Source organism: Micromonospora sp. NBC_00858, assembly GCF_045207365.1.
Lineage (GTDB): Bacteria > Actinomycetota > Actinomycetes > Mycobacteriales > Micromonosporaceae > Micromonospora.
Map to the genome: position 1 here is coordinate 2,032,718 of NZ_CP108828.1, position 22,584 is coordinate 2,055,301.

The 22,584-nt window shown below is 73.1% G+C and carries 19 protein-coding genes; 10 read left to right on the top strand and 9 right to left on the bottom strand.

From position 1 onward, the window contains the following. The 6 genes from OG990_RS09570 to OG990_RS09595 all read right to left on the bottom strand — a co-directional run bounded on the left by OG990_RS09570 (position 1) and on the right by OG990_RS09595 (position 5,253). Positions 1-2,157: an FtsX-like permease family protein gene (locus OG990_RS09570; protein WP_406079927.1), complete on the bottom strand. Its 2,157-nt coding sequence runs from the start codon at positions 2,155-2,157 to the stop codon at positions 1-3. Beyond that, entirely contained in the window at positions 2,154-2,834 is a 681-nt protein-coding gene (locus tag OG990_RS09575; protein ID WP_406079928.1) for an ABC transporter ATP-binding protein, read from the bottom strand. The genes OG990_RS09570 and OG990_RS09575 overlap by 4 nt, the downstream gene beginning before the upstream one ends. Next, positions 2,831-3,355 (bottom strand): PadR family transcriptional regulator, encoded by a 525-nt coding sequence (locus tag OG990_RS09580; protein WP_355608859.1) that lies wholly within the window; start codon positions 3,353-3,355, stop codon positions 2,831-2,833. The genes OG990_RS09575 and OG990_RS09580 overlap by 4 nt, the downstream gene beginning before the upstream one ends. Before the next feature lie 129 nt (positions 3,356-3,484). Further along, positions 3,485-3,847: a fluoride efflux transporter CrcB gene (gene crcB, locus OG990_RS09585; protein ID WP_406079930.1), complete on the bottom strand. Its 363-nt coding sequence runs from the start codon at positions 3,845-3,847 to the stop codon at positions 3,485-3,487. Beyond that, positions 3,844-4,341: a fluoride efflux transporter FluC gene (locus OG990_RS09590; protein ID WP_406079932.1), complete on the bottom strand. Its 498-nt coding sequence runs from the start codon at positions 4,339-4,341 to the stop codon at positions 3,844-3,846. Before OG990_RS09590 ends, crcB begins: the two co-directional genes overlap by 4 nt. Before the next feature lie 153 nt (positions 4,342-4,494). Further along, a complete protein-coding gene (locus OG990_RS09595) occupies positions 4,495-5,253 on the bottom strand; it encodes a class I SAM-dependent methyltransferase (protein ID WP_406079933.1) in 759 nt (252 codons plus the stop codon). 336 nt (positions 5,254-5,589) lie between these two features. Between OG990_RS09595 and paaK the strand changes: the two genes are divergently transcribed. From paaK to OG990_RS09620, 5 genes are all read left to right on the top strand, one after another. Beyond that, positions 5,590-6,897: a phenylacetate--CoA ligase PaaK gene (paaK, locus tag OG990_RS09600; RefSeq protein ID WP_406079934.1), complete on the top strand. Its 1,308-nt coding sequence runs from the start codon at positions 5,590-5,592 to the stop codon at positions 6,895-6,897. A gap of 31 nt (positions 6,898-6,928) precedes the next feature. Continuing rightward, positions 6,929-7,312: a hydroxyphenylacetyl-CoA thioesterase PaaI gene (gene paaI / locus OG990_RS09605; RefSeq protein ID WP_406081710.1), complete on the top strand. Its 384-nt coding sequence runs from the start codon at positions 6,929-6,931 to the stop codon at positions 7,310-7,312. Positions 7,313-7,322: 10 nt separating this feature from the next. Beyond that, entirely contained in the window at positions 7,323-8,429 is a 1,107-nt protein-coding gene (locus tag OG990_RS09610; RefSeq protein ID WP_406079935.1) for a nucleotide disphospho-sugar-binding domain-containing protein, read from the top strand. Between the two features lie 55 nt (positions 8,430-8,484). Beyond that, positions 8,485-9,051 (top strand): dienelactone hydrolase family protein, encoded by a 567-nt coding sequence (locus OG990_RS09615; RefSeq protein ID WP_406079937.1) that lies wholly within the window; start codon positions 8,485-8,487, stop codon positions 9,049-9,051. Between the two features lie 91 nt (positions 9,052-9,142). Beyond that, positions 9,143-9,592 carry a hypothetical protein gene (locus OG990_RS09620; protein WP_406079939.1) on the top strand — a complete coding sequence of 150 codons (450 nt, stop codon included), beginning with the start codon at positions 9,143-9,145 and terminating at the stop codon, positions 9,590-9,592. A 258-nt stretch (positions 9,593-9,850) separates the two neighbouring features. On the opposite strand, the gene OG990_RS09625 is transcribed toward OG990_RS09620, so the two are convergent. After that, a complete protein-coding gene (locus OG990_RS09625) occupies positions 9,851-12,313 on the bottom strand; it encodes an AAA family ATPase (protein ID WP_406079941.1) in 2,463 nt (820 codons plus the stop codon). A 193-nt stretch (positions 12,314-12,506) separates the two neighbouring features. Here OG990_RS09625 and OG990_RS09630 point away from each other — a divergent pair, with 193 nt between their 5' ends. The 5 genes from OG990_RS09630 (at position 12,507) to OG990_RS09650 (ending at position 20,970) form a co-directional block, all read left to right on the top strand. Next, the gene (locus tag OG990_RS09630; protein ID WP_406079943.1) at positions 12,507-15,404 is read left to right on the top strand and encodes an AAA family ATPase; all 2,898 of its coding nucleotides are present in this window, start codon (positions 12,507-12,509) and stop codon (positions 15,402-15,404) included. Between the two features lie 134 nt (positions 15,405-15,538). Beyond that, positions 15,539-16,309, top strand: a complete 771-nt coding sequence (locus OG990_RS09635) for a DUF5995 family protein (RefSeq protein WP_328416349.1) — start codon at positions 15,539-15,541, stop codon at positions 16,307-16,309. Between the two features lie 375 nt (positions 16,310-16,684). Beyond that, positions 16,685-17,086 (top strand): hypothetical protein, encoded by a 402-nt coding sequence (locus tag OG990_RS09640; RefSeq protein ID WP_406079945.1) that lies wholly within the window; start codon positions 16,685-16,687, stop codon positions 17,084-17,086. Positions 17,087-17,173: 87 nt separating this feature from the next. After that, on the top strand, positions 17,174-19,270 hold the full coding sequence (locus OG990_RS09645) for an amino acid transporter (RefSeq protein WP_406079947.1): 2,097 nt from the start codon (positions 17,174-17,176) through the stop codon (positions 19,268-19,270). A gap of 185 nt (positions 19,271-19,455) precedes the next feature. After that, positions 19,456-20,970, top strand: a complete 1,515-nt coding sequence (locus OG990_RS09650) for a hypothetical protein (protein ID WP_406079949.1) — start codon at positions 19,456-19,458, stop codon at positions 20,968-20,970. 117 nt (positions 20,971-21,087) lie between these two features. Here OG990_RS09650 and OG990_RS09655 read toward each other — a convergent pair whose 3' ends face one another. Beyond that, the gene (locus tag OG990_RS09655) at positions 21,088-22,047 is read right to left on the bottom strand and encodes a TIGR03557 family F420-dependent LLM class oxidoreductase (RefSeq protein ID WP_406079951.1); all 960 of its coding nucleotides are present in this window, start codon (positions 22,045-22,047) and stop codon (positions 21,088-21,090) included. A 261-nt stretch (positions 22,048-22,308) separates the two neighbouring features. Then, entirely contained in the window at positions 22,309-22,515 is a 207-nt protein-coding gene (locus OG990_RS09660; RefSeq protein ID WP_252415601.1) for a hypothetical protein, read from the bottom strand. Positions 22,516-22,584 lie beyond the last annotated feature (69 nt).

Here is a 22,584-nt window from a genome sequence, read left to right on the forward strand (position 1 = left end):
CTACTCGCTGCGGGCGGTCTCCGGTCCGGTGATGCGTTCCAGCAGCGGCAGGGTGGAGGCGATGACGCCGAGGCAGGTGGCCAACCCGACGACGACGATCACGTAGAAGCGCGGCTCGGGCACGATGAGCGTGTAGTCCATCTGGGCCCGAAGGAACAGGTGGGCAGCGAGGAGGCCCATCCCGATGGCCACTGCGGCGACGGCGAGCATCGGTACGGCGCTTTCCAGCGCGACCACCCTGCGCAGGACCTGTACCGGTGCGCCGCTGAGGCGCAGCAGGCTGAACGGGCGCCTGCGCTCGGTGAGACCGCCGATCACACTGACCGCGAGGCTGCAACCGGCGAGCGCGAGGCTGGCGATGATAATGACGTTGGCCAGTTGTTCCCAGCCGCGCAGCGTGTTGGCAAAGCTCGACTCGAAGTCGCCGGGCACGTTCGGTGCCACCCGGAAGGTCGGGAAGGCGGCCTCGAGGACGGTGCGCGAGCGCTCGACGGCGGCGGCGGAACCGTCCGTGCCGACGACGATCGACAGCACCGGCAGCCGCTGGAGATCGCCGAGCGGGACCGACGCGGTCTGCCAGACCCTCGTGGGCGACGCCGATTCCCGGAAGGGGATGAAGCCCATCGCGACCTCGGCGACGCCTGCGCCGTCGGCGCACCGGCCGTACGCGCTCGGGAGGTCGGTGCACGCGATCAGCCCGGGCTCGCTGGCGCTCAGCCTGTCCGGGTTCTCGCGTACCGTGGCCGCGAACCGTACGCCGCTGGTCGAACGCAGTTCGGAAAACAGCGCGTCGGGCACCGATGGTGCCTCCCTGCCGAAGTCCATGGACACGGTGCCCGCCTCGGTCGAGCCGATCGGCGCCGGCCCGCGGTTGGCGACGATCGTGGTGATCACGCCGACGGCCACGCTCGTGACGAAGAGCGCGACCATGATGCCGCTGATCGCCCGGAAGCCGGCCTTCGGGTTGTCGGCGAGGCGTCGCGCGGCGATGAGAGTGGCGGGGCGGCCGGCGTACCGGGCCATGACCCGGGCGCCGACCATCGTCAACCACGGGCCGGCGAGGACCAGGCCGGCCATGATGAGCAGCAGGCCGGGCAGGAACACCGCGGTCTGGCCGTCGGAGGACTCGGGCCGGTAGCCGATGGCGAAGAACAGCACAGCGACGCCGAAGAGGATCGGGATCAGCCGGTACGCACGCGGCGCGCGTGGGGTGACCCGACGGGTGACGCCGAGCGGCGAGATTCGCACGCGGCGCAGCGAGACCTGGGCTGCCACCGCCGCGCCGGCCGGGACGCCGAGCGCCACGAGCAGCACGTCCATCACGCCCAGCGACATGTCGCTGGGAAAGAACGGCATGCCGGTGAACGGGATGTCCGCCATCGGGCCGCGCAACGCGTAGAACAGCACGAAGCCGAGGGCGGTGCCGGCGACAGCCGCGGCGGTCGCCTCCACCGCGGCGACCATCGAGATCTGCTTCGGTGTCGCGCCGACCAGGCGCATCGCGGCGAAGCGCTGCTCCCGACGGGCTGCGCTGAGCCGGGTGGCGGTGCCGATGAAGATCAGCACCGGAAACAGCAGCCCACCGGCGATCACGCCCAGGATGAGGTTCACCGTCGTCTCGGGGATTGCGGGAGTGTCGCCGACGCTGGTGACCTGCCTGGCGAGGGGCAGCCCGGCGACCTCGTCCTGGGTGCCACCCATGATGACGAGCAGGGTGTCCGGCGAGGTCAGTGCGGCCGGGCCGACGGTGCCGAGGTCACGTCCCGGGTAGCGGTCGCCCAGTTGGTCGGCCGGCTGAGCGGCCAGCAGTTCGCGCAACGCGGGCGAGGCGTAGTACTCCCCGGGGCCAGGGGTGGCAGGGATGCCGACCGGAGTGGGCGCACTTTGTCCGCTGGCTGCCACGTCGATCCGGATGATCTGCTTGCCGTGGAAGTAGTCCTCCCGGGTCGACCACCACAGGGGATCGACGTCGCCGCCCGTCGAGGCGCTGGGATACACCGATGCAGACCGGGTGAGCTGCGCGTTGACGGCGTTGACCCCGGCCAGGGTGGTCAGCAGCAGTCCGCTGCCGACCGCGACGGCGGCGGCGATGACGGCCAGGCGGGTGAGCGCCTCGCGGCCGCCGGCCACGGCGAGGCGGAGCCCGAAGCCGATCATGAGGCGATCCGGTCCGGCGCGTTCACGCGCCCGTCGCGGACCATGACCTCACGGTCGGCGTACGCGGCGATCCTGGGCTCGTGGGTGACCAGGATGACCGTGGTGCCCTGCTCGCGGGCGGCGCTGACGAGCAGGTCCATGACCTGCTCGCCGGTGAGCGAGTCGAGCGCGCCGGTCGGCTCGTCGGCGAAGAGCACCTGTGGCTCGGCGACCAGGCCGCGGGCGAGGGCGACGCGTTGCGCCTGCCCACCGGACAGCTCACCCGACCGCCGCTGCTCCAGGCCGTCCAGGCCGAGGCGCTCGAACCAGGTGTGCGCCCTGCGCAGCGCCTGCGTCCGGCGCACGCCGCTGAGCAGCAGCGGCAGGGCGACGTTCTCCACGGCGGTCAGCTCGGGGACGAGCTGGCCGAACTGGAACACGAAGCCGAAGCGGTCCCGGCGCAGGCTGCTGCGCTCGGTCTCGGCCATGGCGTCGACCCGGGCACCGTCGAAGAGGATCTCGCCGGAGTCGGGCACGAGGATGCCGGCCAGGCAGTGCAACAGGGTGGACTTGCCCGAGCCGCTGGGCCCCATGACGGCGAGGATCTCGCCCGCGTCCACGGCGACGCTGGCGCCGCGCAGTGCGGGGGTCTGACCGAAGGAGAACTCCAGGTTGCGTGCTTCGATCACGACGCTCACGGCCGCACCTCCTTCTTCAGGGCGTCCAGTCGGGCGCCGGTCATCTCGATCCACCGGAGGTCCGCCTCCAAGTGGTACAGGCCGTGGTCGGCGAGCAGCGCGTCGACCAGGTTGCCGGTGCGCTTGACCTCGGTGAGCTCGCGCATCCGCCGCAGGTGCGCGCTGCGCTGCGTGTCGAGGTATTCGTCGGCCGGACGATCCAGCATCAGCGCGAGCACGACCTTCGCGAAGAGCACGGTCTGCAGGTGTGGCTCCGGCTCGACCGGCTGGGTCAGCCACTGCTCGACCTCGGTCGCGCCGACGTCGGTGATGATGTAGCGCTTGCGGTCGGGGCCCGAGCCGGGGGCGACGTCGCTGATCACCACCTTCCCGTCCCGGGCCAGGCGGCTGAGGGTGGAGTAGACCTGGCCGAACGGCAGCGGTTTGCCCCGCCCGAAGAAGGCGTCGTAGTCGCGCTTCAGGTCGTAGCCGTGGCTGGGCTCCCGTTCGAGGAGGCCGAGAAGTGTCAGTGGCACGCTCATGCCAGGACAATACACCGGGGGTATACCTCGCGTATATATCCTCGGTATCTTGTGGGCGGCCAGCCGATCAGGGCGTGGGCGCTGACGGGTGTAGGGGTGGGGCGGGGTTTCCCGCGCGTCTCCGCGCGGTCAGCCGGTCAGGGCGCGGGCCAGGGCGTAGCCGGCGGTGACCGCGGCGAGCCCGGCGGCGACGCTGGTCAGCACGTTGGCCAGCGCGAGGAGCCGGTTGCCGGTATGGGCCAGGCGCAGCGTCTCGTAGCTGAAGGTGGAGTAGGTGGTCAGCGCGCCGCAGAACCCGGTGCCGAGCAGCGCGCTGACCGCCGGGCCGGCCGGCAGCCCGACGAGCACGCCGAGCAGCAGCGACCCGACCACATTGACGGTCAGCGTGCCCCAGGGGAACGCCGAGTCGTGCCGGGACTGCACGGCCCGGTCGGTGAGGTAGCGCAGCGGTGCGCCGACGGCCGCGCCCAGGGCGATGAGCAGCACCGTCATCGGCTGACCCGCCGTGCTCGGCGACGCAGCAACCCGGCGGTGGCGGCGTCGCCCAGCCCGACCGCGACCAGTGCCCCGACCACGGTCGCGGCCAGGTAGGCCAGCGCGGTGCCCGGAGAACCCGCGACCAGCGCCTGCTGGATGTCCACCGCGTACGTGGAGAACGTGGTGAACCCGCCGAGCACCCCGACCCCGAGGAACGGGCGGACCAGCGGACGCCCACCGCTGAGGTGCGTGAGTGCCGCCATCAGCACGCCGATCAGCAGGCAGCCGGACAGGTTGACGCCGAACGTCGCCCACGGGAAGTCGGTGGGCGCGTGGGGGGCGGCGTGTTGCAGGCCGGCCCGGGCCAGCGCGCCGAGCACGCCGCCGGCCGCGACCGCAGCGAGAACCGTGGCTGGACGGGTGCTCAGCTCGTCGCGGTCGGCGGGGACGCGAAGGTCGACGTCCGGGTCGGTACGCGGCTCGAATGATCCGGACACGGGCCCTCCCACCAGCACGGGTGTCACTGGCAGGGACCGTTGGCGAGTGGTGTCGCGGTTTCCCCGGCGCGCGCCGGGACGGCGGGCCCCACCGCCGGGGAGCCCGTTGGCTCCGGCGCCAGCATATCGCCGGACGAGCCGCGCGTTCGCGCTCCCGGCCGGCTGTCAGCGAACCGCCCCCACGGCGGCGTCGGGGCCGCCCCGCCACACCGTGCCGACCTCGGTGAACCCGGCCGTGGTGAGCGCGGCCAGGTGCCAGGAGACCGGCGGGTTCCACTCCGGGCTGTGCCCGGTCGGGTAGATGGCGTGCCGCTGGGTGACCAGTGGACCGAGCACCGGGTCGGCTCCGGCCCGCTCCCACCACTCCGACCAGGAGGGGACCGCACCGGCGGCGTACCGGGCGGCGCGCCGGTCCCGCGCCCGGTCGAGCAGCGGCTTGGTCAACTCCGGCAGGGAGTCGTCGGGCATGTGGTCGGCGTTGACGAAGATCCCGCCCGGTCGCAGCATGTCCCGGATCTCGCCGTAGAGCGCACCGAGCCGGTCGGCCGGCAGCCAGTGCAGCGCGGTGGCGGTGAGCACGCCGTCGTACTCCTGATGGGGGAGCGCGGAGCGCCACTCGGGGGCGCCGAGGTCGGCGGTGACGATGGTGGCCCGATCCGTCAGTGAGGCACCGGCGATGGCCAGCAGCGCCGGGTCGAGGTCCACCAGGGTCACCTCGGCGGTGGGGAAGCGCGCCAGCACTCGGAGCGAGATGGTGCCGGTGCCGCCGGCCAGGTCAAGCAGGCGCGGCGGTCGGCCGTCGAGGACCGCGTCGACAGCGTCGAGCATGGCGGTGAACCGGTGTTCCCGGTCCGGCAGGTACGCCTCCTGCTGGCGGTCCCAGCTCTCCTGCCACGCCGACGCATTCGTGATGTAAGGAGTCATGGCGATCAGGCTAGTTACGACTCAAGGTGTCTGTCCAGACCTTGTTGCCAATCACTTGCAATTGCTAGATGATTGCAATGCGATGATCGCAGTGGCGCCGGGTCGGGTCATCCGCCCGCCCCGGCGCCACCTTCGCGAGCGGCGCGGCAGGGGTCGCGCTCGCTGGCGGACGCGTCGGCCCAGGCGGAGGCCACCCCGAGCTGGCGCCCCCGGTCGACGCGCTGCAGCGACTACCAAGCGCCCAGCCCTGCTCCGGGGGCGGCGGTGGTGAGCCCTCCGGGCCGGGCGTACGGTACCGGCAGCCGTGCCGGGACCGTCGCGCGAAGGAGGCAGGCGATGCAGGACCGCACCCCTCGCCCCGAGGAGCTCGAACCGATCGAGCGGGCCGGCGTCGACGAGCTGCGCGCCCTGCAACACGAGCGGCTGCGCTGGTCGTTGCGGCACGCGTACGACAACGTGCCGCACTACCGCCGGGCATTCGACGAGGCCGGCGTGCACCCCGACGACTGCCGGGACCTCGAGGACCTGGCCCGCTTCCCGTTCACCGGCAAGGCGGAGCTGCGGGAGAACTACCCGTTCGGCATGTTCGCCGTACCCCGGGAGCGGGTCGCCCGGCTGCACGCCTCCTCCGGCACCACCGGCCGGCCGACGGTGGTCGGCTACACCCGAGACGACCTGCGGACCTGGGCCCGGCTGATGGCCCGGTCGATCCGCGCCTCCGGCGGCCGCCCCGGCGATCGGGTGCACGTGGCGTACGGCTACGGGCTGTTCACCGGCGGACTCGGCGCGCACTACGGCGCCGAGGAACTGGGCTGCACGGTCATCCCGGTCTCCGGCGGTATGACCGAACGACAGGTCATGCTGATCCGCGACTTCGAACCCGAGGTCATCATGGTCACGCCCAGCTACATGCTGGCCATCGTGGACGAGATGCAGCGCCAGGGCGTCGACCCGCGGGCCACCTCGCTGCGCGTGGGCATCTTCGGCGCGGAACCGTGGACCGAGGACATGCGCCGCGAGATGGAGGACCGGCTGGACATCCACGCGGTCGACATCTACGGGCTCTCCGAGGTGATGGGGCCGGGCGTGGCCACCGAGTGCGTCGAGACCAAGGACGGTCTGCACCTCTGGGAGGACCACTTCTACCCGGAGATCATCGACCCGCTGACCGGCGCGGTGCTGCCCGACGGCGAGCAGGGCGAGCTGGTGCTCACCTCGCTGACCAAGGAGGCGATGCCGGTCGTCCGCTACCGCACCCGGGATCTGACCCGGCTGCTTCCCGGCACCGCCCGCCCGATGCGCCGGATCGAGAAGATCACCGGCCGGACGGACGACATGATGATCGTGCGCGGGGTGAACGTCTTCCCCACCCAGATCGAGGAGCTGATCCTGCGCACCCCGCAGCTGTCGCCGCACTTCCAGTGCGTGCTCGACCGGCAGGGCCGGCTGGACACCCTGACGGTGCGGGTGGAGCGGCGGGCCGGAGTCGGCGTGGACGTCGCCGAGCGGGCCGGCGCGACCCTGGTCGAGCTGGTGAAGAACACCATCGGGGTGAGCGTGGCGGTCGACGTGCTCGCCCCGGACGGCGTGGAGCGCTCGGTGGGCAAGATGCGGCGCATCGTCGACCAGCGGCGGGCAAGCTGAGGTGACCGAACAGCGCAATCCGGCGTACGACATGTTCGACGCCGACGCGGCCTCGCGTGGCCTCGGCATCGAGCTGGTCGAGGCTGGCGACGGTGCGGCGGTGGCCCGGATGCGGGTGACCGAGCAGATGCTCAATGGCCACGCGATCGCCCACGGTGGCTTCGTCTTCCTGCTCGCCGATACCGCCTTCGCGCTGGCCTGCAACAGCCGGGGCCCGGTCACCGTCGCCGCCGGCGGCGAGATCACCTTCGTCCGGCCGGCCGGTGCCGGTGACCTGCTCACCGCCCGTGCCACCGAGCGCACCCGGTACGGCCGCAGCGGCATCTACGACGTCACCGTCACCCGGGACGACGGCGCGGTGGTCGCGGAGTTCCGGGGGCGCAGCCGGACCCCGGCGTCGCTTCCGTCGACATAGGATCCCGGCCATGCGCGTGTTGGTGGTGTCCGCGCCGCTGGTCGGCCACGTCTTCCCGCTGGTGCCGCTCGCCGTGGCGTTGCGTGACGCCGGCCACGACGTGCTGCTGGCCACCGGTGGCGGTGGGCTTGCCGCCGCCGGGGCTGGCCTGTCGGTGCACGACGTCGCGCCGGGCTTCGACTTCGGTCGGATCGCGCTGCGGGTCTTTCCCCGCCATCCGCTGATCGCCCGGGCCGAGCTGGCCGGCACCGCCGGCACCCGGGGCGCCGGCCTGCTCTTCGGCGCGCTCAACGACCAGCTCACCGACCCGGTCGTCGAGCTGGCCACAGAGTGGCGGCCGGACCTGGTGGTGTACGAGCCGTTCGCGGTGGCCGGCGCGGTGGCCGCCGCCCGGCTGGGTGTGCCGGCGGTCCGGCAGGAGAACGCCCTCTTCGACGGACGCGACCTGGTCCAGGCCACCTCAGCCCGGCTCGGCGCCGCGCTGCGCCGGCACGGCCTTAGCGAGCTGCCGCCACCGGCCGCCGCCCTCGCCGTGGCACCGCCGAGCGTGGCGACGCAGGAGGGGTGGCCGATGCGGTACACCTCCTACGTGGGCGGCGGTGAGCTGCCGCCCTGGCTGCGGGAACCTGGTGAACGCCCCCGGATCCTGGTCACCCGCAGCACCCTGACCGGCCCCGGCGACAAGGGGCCGATGCCCGCTGTGGTGGCGGCTGCCGCCCAGGTGGATGCCGAGTTCGTGCTGGTCCGGCCGGACCAGCGGTCGGCCCGTACGCTGCCCGACAACGTCCGGATGGTGGACTGGATCCCGCTCGACGAGGCGTTGCCGGCGAGCGCGGCGCTGGTCCACCACGGCGGGGCGGGCAGCTGCTTCGGCGCCCTCGCCGCCGGCCTGCCGCAGATGGCCACGGTCGGCCCGGGAGACCGCCGGCACAACGCCGAGCTGGTGGCTCGCCGCGGCGCCGGCCTGGCGCTGCGTCCTCGCGACATCACCCCGGAGACGCTGACCCGGCTGTTCACCGACGACCGCCTGCGGACCGCCGCCGGGCAGGTCAGCCGGGAGATCGCCGCCATGCCGCCGACGTCCGACCTGGTGGCCCGGCTGGCCGCGCTGGTCTGACGGCCGGCCCGCGTGGCCGCACCGGATCGACGCCCAGCTGGGGCAGGATGGCCGGATGCGACACGTCGTGCTGTTCCACTCCGTGTACGGGCTGCGGCCCGCCGTGCGCGCCGCCGCGGACCGGCTGCGCGCCGCCGGACACCGGGTCGTCACCCCCGACCTGTACGGCGTTCCGGCCACCGACACCGTCGAGGAGGGCTTCGCGCTGCTCGACAAGATCGGCCAGGACGTGGTGCTCGACCGGGCTCGGGCGGCGCTGCGGGAACTGCCGGCGGAGGCGGTGCTCGCCGGCTTCTCGATGGGTGCCGGCGTGGCCGGGGCGCTGCTGGCCGAGCGTCCGGACAGCGCCGGTCTGCTCCTGCTGCACGGCACCGGCGGGGCGCCGGAGTCGGTCCGGCCCGGCCTGCCGGTGCAACTGCACCTCGCCGACCCGGACCCGTACGACGCGCCGGACGAGGTCGACGAGTGGCAGCGGGCGATGACCGACGCCGGCACCGACCTGACGGTCTTCCGCTATCCAGGCGTGGGGCACCTGTTCACCGACCCGGACGTCGCCGAGTACGCCCCGGACGCCGACGCGGCGACCTGGCCACGGGTGCTGGCTTTCCTCGCCGCCCCCTGAGGGCCGGGCCTGTCCGGGCCCAACGAGGGTCGATGGTTGCGGCACTTTTCTAGCGTGAGGACAGACTCCCGTCCTCGAAGGGCACGTAGCCGTGAATGAGACAGTCCTCAGTGTCGTCGGTCTGGCGCTGGTCGCGGTATCGCTCGGCTTCTCCGCACTGCAGACCCGGGAGGTCGCGAGACAGAGCCGCATCAACAACGGGATCGGGTCGGCCGCCGCCCTCGTGGAGGTCAACAACCTCGTTCGCGCCTGGCACGAACGGCTGCTCCACGACCCGTCGGCACGCCCGTACTTCTTCGACGGTAAGCCCGCCACGGCGGACGACGTGGAGCGGCCGAAGGTGTTGACCCTCGCGGAACTGCTCGGCGACGTACTTGAGTGCAACCTGCAGATGGCCTCGCTCCTGCCCGCCTTCAACTTCGCTCATTCGTGGCACCACTGGCCCGCAGATGTTGCGGCAGAGCCCGGTTCTCGTCGAGGTGGTGGAGCGCTACCCCGACTGGTGGCCGACGCTCCACCTCCTGCTACAGAAGATCCGTGAGTCCAACGGCGAACCACTGACCCACCCGCTCGTCCCCGGGCGCACATCCCGTTGGTCGGTCGCCTCGCTCCGACGTCCACAGAGACGTCTGCCTCAGGCACGCGGAAGCCAAGCGGACGCTCCGACGGTGACCCCCACTGCACCCTCGGCCCCGCAGCAATAGCCTTGCCGCCTGGACCGGCGCCTACCCTGCAACTGCCGTAGGGGTTCGGTAGATCTCCGTACCTCGCCCACCAGCCCACATCCGCCGACGGACCGTCAGGCGGACGCGGCCAGGCCGTCCGGCCAGCGGATCAACGGCGGGCGGGGTACGGCGTGCGCCGCGCCGGGCGGAGCGCCGACGACGGCCAGCGCGCCGTGGCCGGGCAGGGGGCGTCGCCCGGCTGACCCCGGTTCGGTGGGTGCCGCGCGGACCGATGCCGGCGAGGGGTCGGCGCATGCACCGGTCGGCGACGCCGGTGCGGCTACGGGCGGATGACCCCCGGAGAGGGTCGCCACGGGCGCGCCGAGCCGGGAGGCCGCGCGGTTGACGGCGAGCGCAGAGGAACGCGTCGACGGCATGTCGCCCGCCGACGCGACGGCGCGGAGCCGGCGGACGGCCGCCGGACGGCCGATCCCGGAACTCGGCACGGGCGGCGGGGCCGCCGCCGTCGAGGTGGGGAGGTGTCGGCGCAGCGCCGCAGGCTGGACGGACCCGCGCGGCCGCGCCGCGGGCTGGATGGACCCACTCGGCCGCGCCGCGGCCAGCTCAGCGAAGACGGCGTCAAGGCGGCGGGCCTGGGAGCGGACGGCGTCGAGGCGCACGACCTCGGCGCGCGCGGTGGCAGCGCCGACACGCTCGGAACGAACGGCGGCAGACCTGGCGCCGACGACGGGGTCGCCGGCAGGCCGGTCGGCGGCGGGGCTCGCCTCCCGTCGAAGCACGTCCGGGTCGACGGCGTCGAGGTGGCTGGTGTCGAGGTGACTGGCGTCGAGTTGGACAGCGTCGAGGCGGGCGGCGTCGGCGGCCCGGTGGGCGAAGACGGCGCGCAACGCGCGGGGCAGTCGCTCGGCGGCGACCCGGCGCAGCGCGGGCGCCGCGAACGCGTACCCGCTGCTGCGGCGGGGGAACAGCAGCCCGGCGGCGACGAGCGCGCGCAGAACGGGAGCGGACCGTCCGGGAGCCCAGCCGAGCACTTGGTCCAGCGCCGCGCCGGAGACCACGCCGTCGAGCGTGCCGGCGGCCATCAGCACCGCCCGGCGCTCGCCGTCGAGCCGGTCCAGTTCCGCGCCGACGGCCCGGCGCACCGCCTCCGGCAGCGGGAGCGCCGCCGGGTCCGCACCATCCCCGATGGATGCGACGTACGCGGCCGCGTGCCCGGGTCGGCCGCCCACCAGCGGCAGCAGCCGGTCGACCAGGGCCACCGGCTGCCCGGCGCGGGTCAGCAGTTGACGCAGCAGTCGCCCGGACTGCACTGCGGCCAGCGGCCGGATCGCCATCCGCCGGGCGGGGCCGGGCCGGGTGTCGGCCCACTGGGGCTGGTGCAGGGTGACCACGGCCAGCGGCACCCGTCGCGCGGTGGCCGCGGTGAACAGCGCGTGCAGGAAGCGGCTCACCGCGGGCGCGGCCCGGTCCAGGTCGTCCACGGCGACGAACAGCGGCCGGTGGGCGGCCAGGCGCAGCAGGGCGTCCCGGCAGATCGCCGCGCCGGCCAGCGCCGCGGCCGAGCCGTCCGGTGCGGTCAGCAGCCGCTCCAGCGCCGGCACCGCCGCCGCGACCCGGGCCGGCGGGAGCAGCGGCGTCAGGGCGTTGGCCAGCCGGTCGCGGACCATCGCCGGGCCGTCACCGTGGCGGATCCCGGCGAAGTCGCGGAGCAGCTCCGCGACCGGCGCCAGCACCTGGTCGGGGTACGGCTGGCAGGTCGCCACGCACCAGCGCACCGCCACTCCGTCCACCGTGGTCAGCGAACGGGTCAGTTCGTGCAGCAGTCGGCTGCGGCCGCTGCCGGTCGGGCCGACCAGGGACACCCAGCGCGGGTTCTGCTCGCGGACTGCCCGGCTCAGCTGGTCCCGGAGGGTGGCCAGCTCGCGGCGGCGGCCGATCAGCGGGCCGTCGTGCCGGTCGGCGCTGGGTCGTACGGGGCCGACGGCGTGCCAGACCGGCATCGGCGGCACCCGACCGGAGACCGGCACCGGCGCCAGTTGGCGCTGGGCGATCAGGCCGGCGGTGGCCCGGGCGGTGGTCGCGCAGAGCGCGACGGCGCCGGGTGGCGCGTACTCCTGCAGGCGGGCAGCCGTGGTGATCACCGCGCCGCTGGCCACGCCGTGGCCGCCGCTGACGGCGCCGCCCAGGTCGACCACCACCTCGCCGGTGGCCACACCGACCCGCACCCGCAGCTTGATGTCCCCGACCATCTGCCGACGGTCCAGCGCGGCCTGGATCTCCAGTCCGGCGCGGACCGCGCGGTACGCGTCGAAGCCGTCGGAGTGCCGCGCGCCGAAGAGCGCCATCACCGCGTCGCCGACGTACTTCTCGACCACCCCGTGCCAGCGGTGCAGCACACCGCCGACGGTGTCGAAGTAGGCCCGTTGCAGCGCCCGGACGTCCTCCGGGTCCAGCCGGTCGACCAGCGCGGTGGAGCCGACGATGTCGGCGAAGAGCACGGTTACCGTGCGTCTCTCCTCCGGCACCGGCCAGTGTGGGTGGGCGGTCCGCTGCATGTCGACGACGGTCGTGATCATGGGTGTCGCACCGGCCTTTCCCCAGCTGATGGTTGACGACCTTCGGAGATTGGCACTCCTGGGCCGACAGGGGATCGGCAGAACGACGTATGTCGGCCCACCGCAACCTTTAGTCGCAATGTCGACGCGAGGAGTACCACAAGCGGGAGATGGCCGTAGAACGGTTCGGGGGCGTGTGATTAGGCTGCGTGCCATGGCCAGCGATGTGGACACCGCACCGCTCGTGGGCCGAGCCGAGCTGGTGCAGACGGTTCGGACCGCGCTGCTCGGTGACGTCTCGCACGGGCAGACCGCCGCCGTCTTCCTGACCGGTGAGAGTGGCGTGGGTAAGACCCGGCTGCTCGGCGAGATCGGCGCCCGGCTGCGCGACCAGGGCGCACTGGTGCTCACCGGCAGTTGTCTGGACATCGGCGACGCCTCCCCGCTGCACCCGCTGTTGCAGGCATTGCGGCGCTTCGACGCTGATTTGTCCGCCTCGCAGGCCCGCACCTCCTCGGCGGTCCGTGGGCTGTTGCAGATGTTCGCCGACGAGACCGCCGGCCCGGACGGCGCGGGCGCGCTGCTGGAGCGGGTCTCCCGCGGGCTGCACCTGATCGCCGAGGGACGGCCGCTGGTGCTGATCCTGGACGACCTGCAGTGGGTCGACCGGAGCACCCGGCAGCTGCTGCTGTACCTGCTGGCCGGGCTCGGCGACCTCCAGCTCTCGGTACTGGCCGCGGTGCGTGCCGAGTCGTTGCAGGGCGCCCACCCGCTGCGCCGCGTGCTCACCGAGCTACGCCGGTTGCGGACGGTGCGGGTGCTCGACCTGGCCCCACTGGACCGGGCGGGCACCGAACGGCTCGCCGCCGCGGTGATCGGCCGGACCCTGTCCGCCGACGCGTCCGAGCAGGTGTGGCAGCGCAGCGGCGGCAACCCGTTCGTCATCGAGGAGTTGGCCCGCGACCTGCGCGACGGCCGGGACGGGCTGTCCGAGACGCTGCGCGAGATCTTCCTCGCCCGGGTCGACGCGCTGCCCCAGCACGCACACGCGGTGGTGCACGCGGTGGCCACCGGCGTCGAGCCGGTGCAGCACTGGATGCTGGCCCAGGTGCTCCGGCTGCCAGAGGAGGAGCTGATCGAGGCCGCCCGCGCCGCGGTGGCGCACCGGCTGCTGGTCGGCGCCGACGACGGCTACCGGCTGCGGCACCGGCTCGTCGCCGAGGTGCTGGCACACGAGCTGCTACCGGCCGAGCGCTCCGGGCTGCACCGCCGCTACGCCGAGGCGTTGACCGCGGCACCGGGCGAGCTGCACCAGGCCCGGTTGGCGCACCACTGGCGGCTGGCCGGTGAGCCGGCCCGGGCGTTGCTGGCGGCGGTGGCCGCCGCGCAGGAGGCCGAGCGGCTGCACGGCTACGCCGAGGCGCACCGGCACTGGTCGGTCGCGTTGCAGCTGGCCGGTGACCCGGGCTCGCTGGCGGTGGACCGGGTCGAGCTGCTCGGGCACGCCGCCGAGTCGGCCCACCACTGTGGGGAGCACGCTCGGGCGCTGGCCCTGCTGGAGGAGCTGGCCACGGTGCAGGGTGGCGAGCCGACCTGCGCGCTGCACATTCGCCGGGCCCGCTACCTGGCTGCCGCGGGGCGCTCTGCGCTGGCCGAGGAGGAGTACCAGCGGGCGTTGGTGGCGGCGGACTGCTCGCCACGTGACCGGGCCACCGCCGCCGCGCACCTGGCCGAGCTGCTGCTGCACCTGGGCCGGTACGCCGATGCAGGCCAGCGGGCCCGGGAGGCGCTGGAGTTGGCCGCCACGGTGGAGGGTTCCGCCACCGAGGTGGTGCTGGCCAGTGCGGCGCTCGGCTTCAGCGACGCCTATCTGGAGGACCCGGACGCCGGGCTCGCGGTGATGCGCCAGGCCCTCGACACCGCCGAGCGTGCCGGTAAGCCGGAGGATGTGGCCTGCGCGTACCTGCACCTGGCGGAGCTGCTGACCGGGCCGCTGAACATCCTCGAAGAGGGGGTGGTGGTGGCCCGGCGGGGCGCCGAGCGGGTGGCCGAGCTGGGGCTGGGCCGCACCTGGGAGACCCGGCTGCTGGCCATCGCCACCAACGGCCTGTTCCGCGTGGGCCAGTGGGCCGAGGCGGAGAAGGTGGTCGCCGCCGCGCTGCGGCACCGCCCGTCCGGCGCGGACGCCGTGGAGCTGCTGCTGGCCCGGTGCCGGCTCTCGGTGGGCTACGGCGACATCGAGGCGGCCGGCCGGGACCTCGACGCGGTGGCCACCGTGCTTGCCGGCGGAGGTGCGCGGCACGTCATCCCGCTGCTCACCCTGCGCGCCGGGCTGGCCATGTGGGAGGGCCGGCACGACGTGGCGCGGCAGGCGGTGCAGCGCGGCCTGACCGAGAGTCGCTCCGACGACGTGACGATCCTCTCCGCGCTGGTCTGGCACGGCCTGCGCGCGGAGGCGGAGGCGCACGCCAGCCGCACCGTCGCGGTGGACCCGACGGCGGTGCGCCGGCTGCGGGAGACCGCCGAACGGGTGGCCCGCAAGAGCGCGTCCGCGGCCCGACCGGTGCGCTCGGTGGTGGACGGCTTCCTGGCGCTCTGCGCCGCCGAGGTGAGTCGCCTCGACGGCAGCGATCCGGAGCTGTGGGCCAACTCGGTCGCCGAGTGGGACCGTCGCAACCACCCCTACCCGGCGGCGTACTCGCGGCTGCGGCAGGCCGAGGCGCTGCTGGCCCGGCGCAGCCGGGTGGCCACCGCCGGCAAGCTGCTGCGCGAGGCGTACGGGGTGGCGCAGGGGTTGGGTGCGGTGCCGTTGACCTCGGAGATCCGGGAGCTGGCCGGGCGAGCCCGGGTGCCGCTGGAGGAGCGCGAGGCCACCAACGGCACGCCGGGTACGGCGGCCGGGCCGGTCGACGACGAGCTGGCGGCGCTCACCGTGCGGGAGCGCGAGGTGCTCTCCCTGGTCGCCGAGGGGCTGACCAACAAGGAGATCGGGCAGCGGCTGTTCATCAGCGAGCGGACCATCGGCGTGCACGTGTCGCACATCTTCGACAAGCTCCAGGTCCGCACCCGGGTCCAGGCCAGCGCGATCCAGTTGCGCAACCGGCGCGGCTGACCGACCGGTCCGTCAGCCGGCGCCTGTGCGCGCCGGGATACGTCGTTCTACTGATCCGACGGGCGGGTGTCGGCTGAAAGGCTGAGCACCGTCGACGGCGGCACGGGGGTGCTGCGGACCACCATGGAGGAGAGATGACCGAACCGGTCTGGGGGCCCGTGCACCGGGACATCGTCGACCTGCTCGCCGACCACCCCGCGGATGTGCCGGCCGTGGTCGATCACCTCACCAAGCTCCAGGACATGCTGGTGCGGCTGCCTCCGCTGGAGGAGAGTTGCCCGCTGGCCGACTTCAACAAGCTGTACCTGACCATCACCAGCAGCGTGCTGGACGGGCTGTACGACGACCGCTTCGTCGACCCGGCGTTCCTCTCCCGGCTGGACGTCGAGTTCGCGGCGCGGTATTTCGACGCGATGCGACTGTGGACCGACTCCAGCCCGGGCACCCCGAAGGCCTGGTCGTGCCTGTTCGAGCGGATGCGGGGGCCGGATGCGCGCCCGCTGCCCTCGGCGGCCGCCGGGGTCAACGCGCACATCAACTTCGACCTGCCGTTCGCGCTGGTGACCACGTTCGACCACCTGGAGTCGGAGCCGGTCGACGGCAGCGACCAGCACCACGACTACCTCGAGATCAACAACATCTTCGCGGACAAGATCCCCGGCCTGCGCCGGGGTTACCTGGAGCGGTGGCAGCTGCTCATCGACATGCTCAACGGTGACATCGACGACTGGTACCAGGGGGAGCTGGTCGAGTACACCCGCGATGTCGCCTGGCGCAACGCGCAGAAGATCTGGCGGTGCCGGCACGATCCGGAAGCCCGCGAGTGTGAGCGCACGCGGTTGGACGACAACGCCGCGGCGCTCGGTCGGCTGCTGCTCTCGCCCCTGGGGGCGTTCCTGCAGTAGCCGCGACGGGGGGTTCCCGCGCTCCGCCCCAGGGGGTGGGCGGAGCGCGGGGACGCATCCCTCCCGCCAGCTCCACGTGGCCGGTCCGAGAATTCGGTCGGCCCCGAGGGGACAGCCGGTCGACCCGGGGGGTGCCGAACGGCTGACACCGGCGGCCGGCCCGGGGCGGGCCGGCCGCCGGTGGGGGAGAGGCGGCGGGGAGGGACGGCGGGAGATCCGGCGGGACGAGGGGTGTCGCCGGGCAAGTTCCGGGTACGCCCGCGCCATGACCGTCCTGGCCCGGCGCCGGCCCGCCGCCCGACCCCGGCCCGCGCGGCCCGGCCCACTGCGGCCGGGCGGCCCGGTGCCTCGACCCACCATCCGGCCAGGTGCGGGATGACCGGCCCCGTGACGCGGTTCCCGTTCCGCTTCGACCCGGTGTTCCGCCCCGCCCTGGCGCTGCTGGGCGTCCGGCCGGCAACCGCCTGGGTCACCGTCAGCGACCGGGAACTGCTGATCCGGTACGGGCCGTGGCAATTGCGGACCGCTCGGGACAACGTGACCGGCGTCGAGGTGAGCGGCCCGTACCGGTGGTGGCGGGCGATCGGCCCGCACGTGTCGCTGGCCGACCGCGGTGTGAGCTTCGGCAGCACCGCGGCAGGCGGGATCTGCCTGCGCTTCGGCGTACCGGTGCCGGCCCTGGCGCCCGGGGGGTGGCTCCGGCACCCGGCGGCCACGGTGACCGTCACCGACCCGCCCGCCCTGGCGCGGCTGTTCGCCGGCCCGGACCTGCCCTGAGCAGGCCGTCTGCCTGCCCGGTTCCACCGGCCGGGCCACCACGTACCGCCTACGGTCGGATCAGGACCTGCGAGGGTGGGACGGGCGATGGCTGACGAGCACCGGGCGAAACCACGACGCGGCAGCGGACGTCGCCACCCGCCCACCGGGCCGGACCCGGCGCTGCGCGCCGCCCGCGACCCGGCCCGCGCGCACCCGGGCGGCCGGCAGGGCGTCGTGATGCCCGAACGGGTGGCCAGCCCGGTCCGGCCGGCGCCGCCGGCGAGCCCGCTGCACCGGTGGTTCTTTCAGCACCAGGTGCAGCCGCCCGGCCCGGAGGCGACCGAGGCGCAGAGTCGGGCGCACTCCTGGTGGCAGGTGATGTGCCTGACCGGCGTGGACTACTTCTCCACCCTGTCGTACCTGCCGGGCATCGCGGCGGTGGCGGCCGGCGCGCTCTCCCCGCTCGCGACCCTGCTGATCGTCGCCCTCACCCTGTTCGGAATGCTGCCGATGTACCGGCGGGTGGCCCAGGAGAGCCCGCACGGGCAGGGCTCGGTGGCGATGCTGGAGCGGCTGCTGCCGTTCTGGCGGGGCAAGATCTTCGTGCTCGTGCTGCTGGGCTTCGTGGCCACCTCCTGGATCATCACGATCACCCTCTCCTCGGCCGACGCGACCGTGCACCTGCTGGAAAATCCGTTGCTGCCGGACACCCTGCACAGCCCCGTCGTTCCGGTCGTGGTCACGGTGGTGCTGCTGCTCATCCTCGGCGGGGTGTTCCTGCTCGGCTTCCGCGAGGCCGTGGTGGTGGCCATCCCGCTGGTCGCGGTCTTCCTGCTGCTCAACGCGGTGATCGTGGTGGTCGCGGTGTCCCGGATCGTCGCCGACCCGGGCATCGTGTCGGACTGGACCGCCGCGCTGACCGCGGAGGGCGGCGGGTTGGGCAACGTGCTGCTCACCGCCGTGATGGCCTTCCCTTTGCTGGTGCTGGGGCTGTCCGGGTTCGAGACCGGCGTCAGCATGATGCCGCTCGTGGCAGCCGACGGGCCGGACCCGCAGGCCCGGCTGGCTGCCCGGATCCGCAACACCCGCCGGCTGCTCACCACCGCCGCGTTGATCATGTCGGTCTACCTGATCTCGACCACCTTCGTGACCACGGCGCTCATCCCGGCCGAGGAGTTCCGGCCGGGCGGCGCCGCGAACGGCCGGGCGCTGGCCTTCCTGGCGCACCGCTACCTGGGCGAGGTCTTCGGCACCGTCTACGACGTGAGCAGCGTGTTCATCCTCTGGTTCGCCGGCGCCTCGGCGATGGCCGGCCTGATCAACATCGTGCCCCGCTACCTGCCCTCCTACGGCATGGCCCCGGAGTGGGCGCGGGCGGTGCGCCCGGTGGTCATCGTCTACACCCTGGTCAGCGTCGCCATCACGATCGCGTTCCGGGCCGACGTCAACGCCCAGGCCGGGGCGTACGCCACCGGGATCCTGGCGATGATGGTCTCCGGCGCGGTGGCGGTGACCATCTCCGCGGCCCGCCGTCGCCAGCGCTCGGCCGCCGTCGGCTTCACCGTGCTGACCCTGGTGCTGCTGTACGCGCTGCTGGAGAACGTCATCGAGCAGCCGGACGGAATCACCATCTCCGCGCTGTTCATTCTCGGCATCGTCGTGGTCTCGCTGATCTCCCGGGTCACCCGGACCACCGAGCTGCGCGCCGAGCGGATCGAGTTCGACGAGCCGGCCCGCCGGTTCCTCGCCGAGTCGCTGGCCCACGACGGGCAGCTGCACCTGATCGCGAACAAGCGGCAGAGCGGGTCGGTGAAGGAGTACACGATCAAGGAGCGTGCGCAGCGCGGGATGAACCCGGTGCCCGGGGCCGCCGACGTGCTGTTCCTGGAGATCGACGTGGTCGACCCGTCGGAGTTCAGGCACGTGCTGCGGGTGCACGGGGTCGAGGTGGGCGGGTTCCGGGTGCTGCGGGCCAGCAGCCCTGCCGTGCCCAACGCGATCGCCGCGATCCTGCTGGCCCTGCGCGACGCCACCGGGGTCCGGCCGCACGGGCACTTCGAGTGGTCGGAGGGAAGCCCGATCGCGCACCTGCTGCGTTACCTCATCCTTGGCCGGGGAGACACTCCGCCCGTGGTGCGGGAGATCATTCGCCGCACCGAGCCGGACCCGCTGCGCCGGCCCGGTATCCACGTCGGCGGCTGACCGTGGTGACCGTCCCGTACACCGTTTGACGACTTTGAACGTGAATGGCAACACTATTCACGTTCACACCTTCTTGTCCGTATTGCGGACTTATCGTGACCTTTGGTGGCCGGCGGCACGTCGAGCCCCCCGCGCCCGGATCGGCGCGCGGTCACGTTCACCCAGGCAGGAAGGTAGGCACCTTGATGTCCACTTATCGTGGAGGAGATCGCCCGGCCCGACCCAGGCGGCGGTCCCGATGGTTCTTAGCCGGCGGGCTCCTGGCCGGGAGCCTGGTGGTGGGAGCGGCCGACGTCGCCGCCGCCGCCGACCGCGACCTCTCCCTCTCGGGCCTGGGCAGGTTGACCGCTGCCGAGGCGCGGGGTGAAGACGACCGGGAGGCCGCCGACCCGACTGCCCCGGAGCGCGACGGGGGCCGCGGCGGCGAGCTGGGCCAACCGAACACGCCGGGCACCGGCAAGCGCGGCGTCGTGTCGGTGCCGTGCGACGCGGCGAAGCTGGTGGCGGCGCTGGTGGCAGCCAACGCCGAGGGTGGCGCGGAGCTGCGGCTCGCGCCCAAGTGCCGGTACATCCTCACCGACGCGTTCCAGGAGAAGGACCAGTACGACGGTGGGATCCGCGACGCGCGGGAGGCGGCCGACGCCGCGGAGACCCCCGGTGACGCGGACGCGCCGCCGCACAACCCGGCCGACGACACCGCTGGTCTGCCGGTGGTCTACCAGCCCATCACCATTGACGGCGCCGGCGCCACCATCGCCCGCGACGCCCAGGCCCCGGCGTTCCGCTTCTTCACCGTCCGCGACGGTGGCGAGCTGACCCTGCGCGACTTGGAGCTGCACAACGGCCGCTCGGCCATCGAGGGCGGCAGCGTGCACGTGGTGCACGGCGCCACGGCCGTGGTGGAGCGGGTCACCGTCACCCAGAGCACCTCGCTGTCCCCGGAGGGCGGCGGCGGTGGGATCTTCAACGACGGCAACATGGTGGTCACCGACTCCACCTTCATCGGCAACAGCGCCGCCGGCGCCGCGGGCAAGGGCGGGGGCCTGCTCAACGGCGGCGTACTGACGCTGAAGCGCTCCGAGTTCCACCGCAACAGCGCCAACGCCTACGGCGGAGGGCTTGGCAACTACCGGGGCGCGGCCGACGTGGAGAGCACCACCTTCGCGGAGAACAGCGCCGGCCAGGGTGGCGGGCTGGCCAGCTTCTCGGCCCGGACCACGGTCTACGAGACCGAGCTGCTGAACAACACCGCCCAGGTCGGCGGCGGCGCCGCGAACTCCGACGCGGTGCTGGTGATGCGCAAGATGACCATCCGCGGCAACACCTCCACCGTCAACGGCGGTGGCATCTCCACCGTGCAGGGCCTGCTGCCGCTCGACGACAGCGTGGTCGACGGCAACACCACCCACGGCATCGGCGCCGGCATCTACGCCGCCAAGTCGAACCTGCTGGTTCGCGGCAGCGACGTCACCGGTAACGAGGCGGTCGGCGCGACGTCCAAGGGCGGCGGCATCTTTGCCACCGCGGGCTCGGTGGCGATCTACACCAGCAAGGTCACCGGGAACGCGGCCACGGTGAAGCCGAGCGGCATCTTCGCCGAGCACGCCGGGGCCAGGATCGACGACGAGAGCGTGGTCGTCGAGAACGAGCCGACCAACTGCGAGGGCAGCGCGGTACCGATCGCGCACTGCTTCCGCTGAGCGGCGACCCGCGCAGCCATCCGGAGCGCGGCCGGCCGCCCGGACGATCACGGCGATCGTCCGGGCGGCCGGTGTCGTCACGGCTCGCGGCGGCTGTCGTTAACGGCTGGCGGCGACTCAACCCAGCGCGCGCAGCCGACCGGACAGCTCTCCGGCGAAGAAGTCGAGGAAACCATCTGGGTCGGGCCCGGCGTTCTGCAGCACGATGTGGTCGAAGCCCGCCTCGACGTACGACCGGACCTTGTCCACGTGCGGCTCCGGGTCGGGTCCGACGGCGAAGAGCTCGCGGATGTGCTTCTCCTCGACGTACGAGCTGGCCGCGTCGAAGTTGACCGGGTTGGGCAGCTCGCTCATCACCTTCCAGCCGGTGACCATCCACCGGCTGGTCTGCAACACCGCCTGCACCGCCTGCTGCTCGTCGCTGGCCCAGGCCAACGGCGCCTCGGCGTAGCGCGGGCCCGCTCCGCCGGCGCGCCGGTAGTGCTCGACGATCGACGTCTCCGGTTCGGTGGCGAACAGCCCGTCACCAAGCTCGGCGGCGAGCCGGGCCGACGCTTCGCCGCTGGCCGCCACCGCGATCACCGGCGGTGTGTCCGGCAGGTCGAAGAGCCGAGCGTCCTCCAGGTGCAGATGCCGGCCCTCGTACGACTGGTAGCCGCCCTGCCAGAGCAGCCGGATGATCTCCAGCGCCTCGCGCAGCCGTTCGTGCCGGCCCTGCACGCTGGGGAAGCCCTGCCCGACCACATGCTCGTTGAGCCGCTCGCCGGCGCCCACGCCGAGGGTGAACCGCCCGTCGGAGATCAGCGCCATGGTCGCCGCGGCCTGCGCGATGATCGCCGGGTGGTAGCGCACGGTCGGGCAGGTGACGCCGGTGGCCAGGCGCAAGTTGCTGGTCTTCGCCGCGATCGCGCCGAGCACGCTCCAGGTGAACGACGAGTGGCCCTGGACGTCCAGCCAGGGGTGGAAGTGGTCGCTCATCTCCACGAAGTCGAAACCGACCTGCTCCGCCCGGACGGCCTGGCGGATGATCTCCTGCGGCCCGTAGCCCTCCGAGGCCAGCTTGTAGCCGATCTGCATGCCATGCTCCCGATTCGGTCCGGTTCCGCCCGGCGACTGACGCCGGAGCGGTTCCCGGCCTCGGGACCGACAAACGCGGGACGGCCAGCTAGCCAGCCTCCTAGGACGCCTTAGGCGATGTGCGGTGCCTCCGACGGCCACGTGGACCCCGGCTAGGGACGGACGGTCGGCGGAGCCTCCGACGCGCCCGCGTTCCGCTGGAGCATGGTCCGGACAGCGAACGGCCCGCGCCCCGGACGGGCGCGGGCCGGCGTCGGCGTCCTACTTGGACGGCTCGGGCAGCTTGCAGTCGACCTTGGGGTTGGCGCCGATGTAGTTCAGTGGCCCGGCCACGATGGTGACCAGGATGGTGCCGGCCTCGGCGCAGTTGGTGTCGTCACCGCTGTAGTAGCCCCGCTGGCCGCCGGCGATCGCGCCGATGATCAGCCAGATCACGACGATGACTCCGAGTATCGAGGTGCCGCGCATCGCTGCCTCCTGAAGGAATGTGGTGGGTCGAGGTGCAGGCGTTGTACCCAATCCGGTCTCGCGGCTAAC

What these genes read in the sequence shown, in the direction of transcription:
- OG990_RS09570 (WP_406079927.1), bottom strand. Translation starts at nt 2,157, where the DNA reads ATGATCGGCTTCGGGCTCCGCCTCGCCGTGGCCGGCGGCCGCGAGGCG.
- OG990_RS09580 (WP_355608859.1), bottom strand. Translation starts at nt 3,355, where the DNA reads ATGAGCGTGCCACTGACACTTCTCGGCCTCCTCGAACGGGAGCCCAGC.
- crcB (WP_406079930.1), bottom strand. Translation starts at nt 3,847, where the DNA reads ATGACGGTGCTGCTCATCGCCCTGGGCGCGGCCGTCGGCGCACCGCTG.
- OG990_RS09595 (WP_406079933.1), bottom strand. Translation starts at nt 5,253, where the DNA reads ATGACTCCTTACATCACGAATGCGTCGGCGTGGCAGGAGAGCTGGGAC.
- paaK (WP_406079934.1), top strand. Translation starts at nt 5,590, where the DNA reads ATGCAGGACCGCACCCCTCGCCCCGAGGAGCTCGAACCGATCGAGCGG.
- paaI (WP_406081710.1), top strand. Translation starts at nt 6,929, where the DNA reads ATGTTCGACGCCGACGCGGCCTCGCGTGGCCTCGGCATCGAGCTGGTC.
- OG990_RS09610 (WP_406079935.1), top strand. Translation starts at nt 7,323, where the DNA reads ATGCGCGTGTTGGTGGTGTCCGCGCCGCTGGTCGGCCACGTCTTCCCG.
- OG990_RS09615 (WP_406079937.1), top strand. Translation starts at nt 8,485, where the DNA reads ATGCGACACGTCGTGCTGTTCCACTCCGTGTACGGGCTGCGGCCCGCC.
- OG990_RS09625 (WP_406079941.1), bottom strand. Translation starts at nt 12,313, where the DNA reads ATGATCACGACCGTCGTCGACATGCAGCGGACCGCCCACCCACACTGG.
- OG990_RS09630 (WP_406079943.1), top strand. Translation starts at nt 12,507, where the DNA reads ATGGCCAGCGATGTGGACACCGCACCGCTCGTGGGCCGAGCCGAGCTG.
- OG990_RS09635 (WP_328416349.1), top strand. Translation starts at nt 15,539, where the DNA reads ATGACCGAACCGGTCTGGGGGCCCGTGCACCGGGACATCGTCGACCTG.
- OG990_RS09640 (WP_406079945.1), top strand. Translation starts at nt 16,685, where the DNA reads ATGACCGGCCCCGTGACGCGGTTCCCGTTCCGCTTCGACCCGGTGTTC.
- OG990_RS09645 (WP_406079947.1), top strand. Translation starts at nt 17,174, where the DNA reads ATGGCTGACGAGCACCGGGCGAAACCACGACGCGGCAGCGGACGTCGC.
- OG990_RS09650 (WP_406079949.1), top strand. Translation starts at nt 19,456, where the DNA reads ATGTCCACTTATCGTGGAGGAGATCGCCCGGCCCGACCCAGGCGGCGG.
- OG990_RS09655 (WP_406079951.1), bottom strand. Translation starts at nt 22,047, where the DNA reads ATGCAGATCGGCTACAAGCTGGCCTCGGAGGGCTACGGGCCGCAGGAG.
- OG990_RS09660 (WP_252415601.1), bottom strand. Translation starts at nt 22,515, where the DNA reads ATGCGCGGCACCTCGATACTCGGAGTCATCGTCGTGATCTGGCTGATC.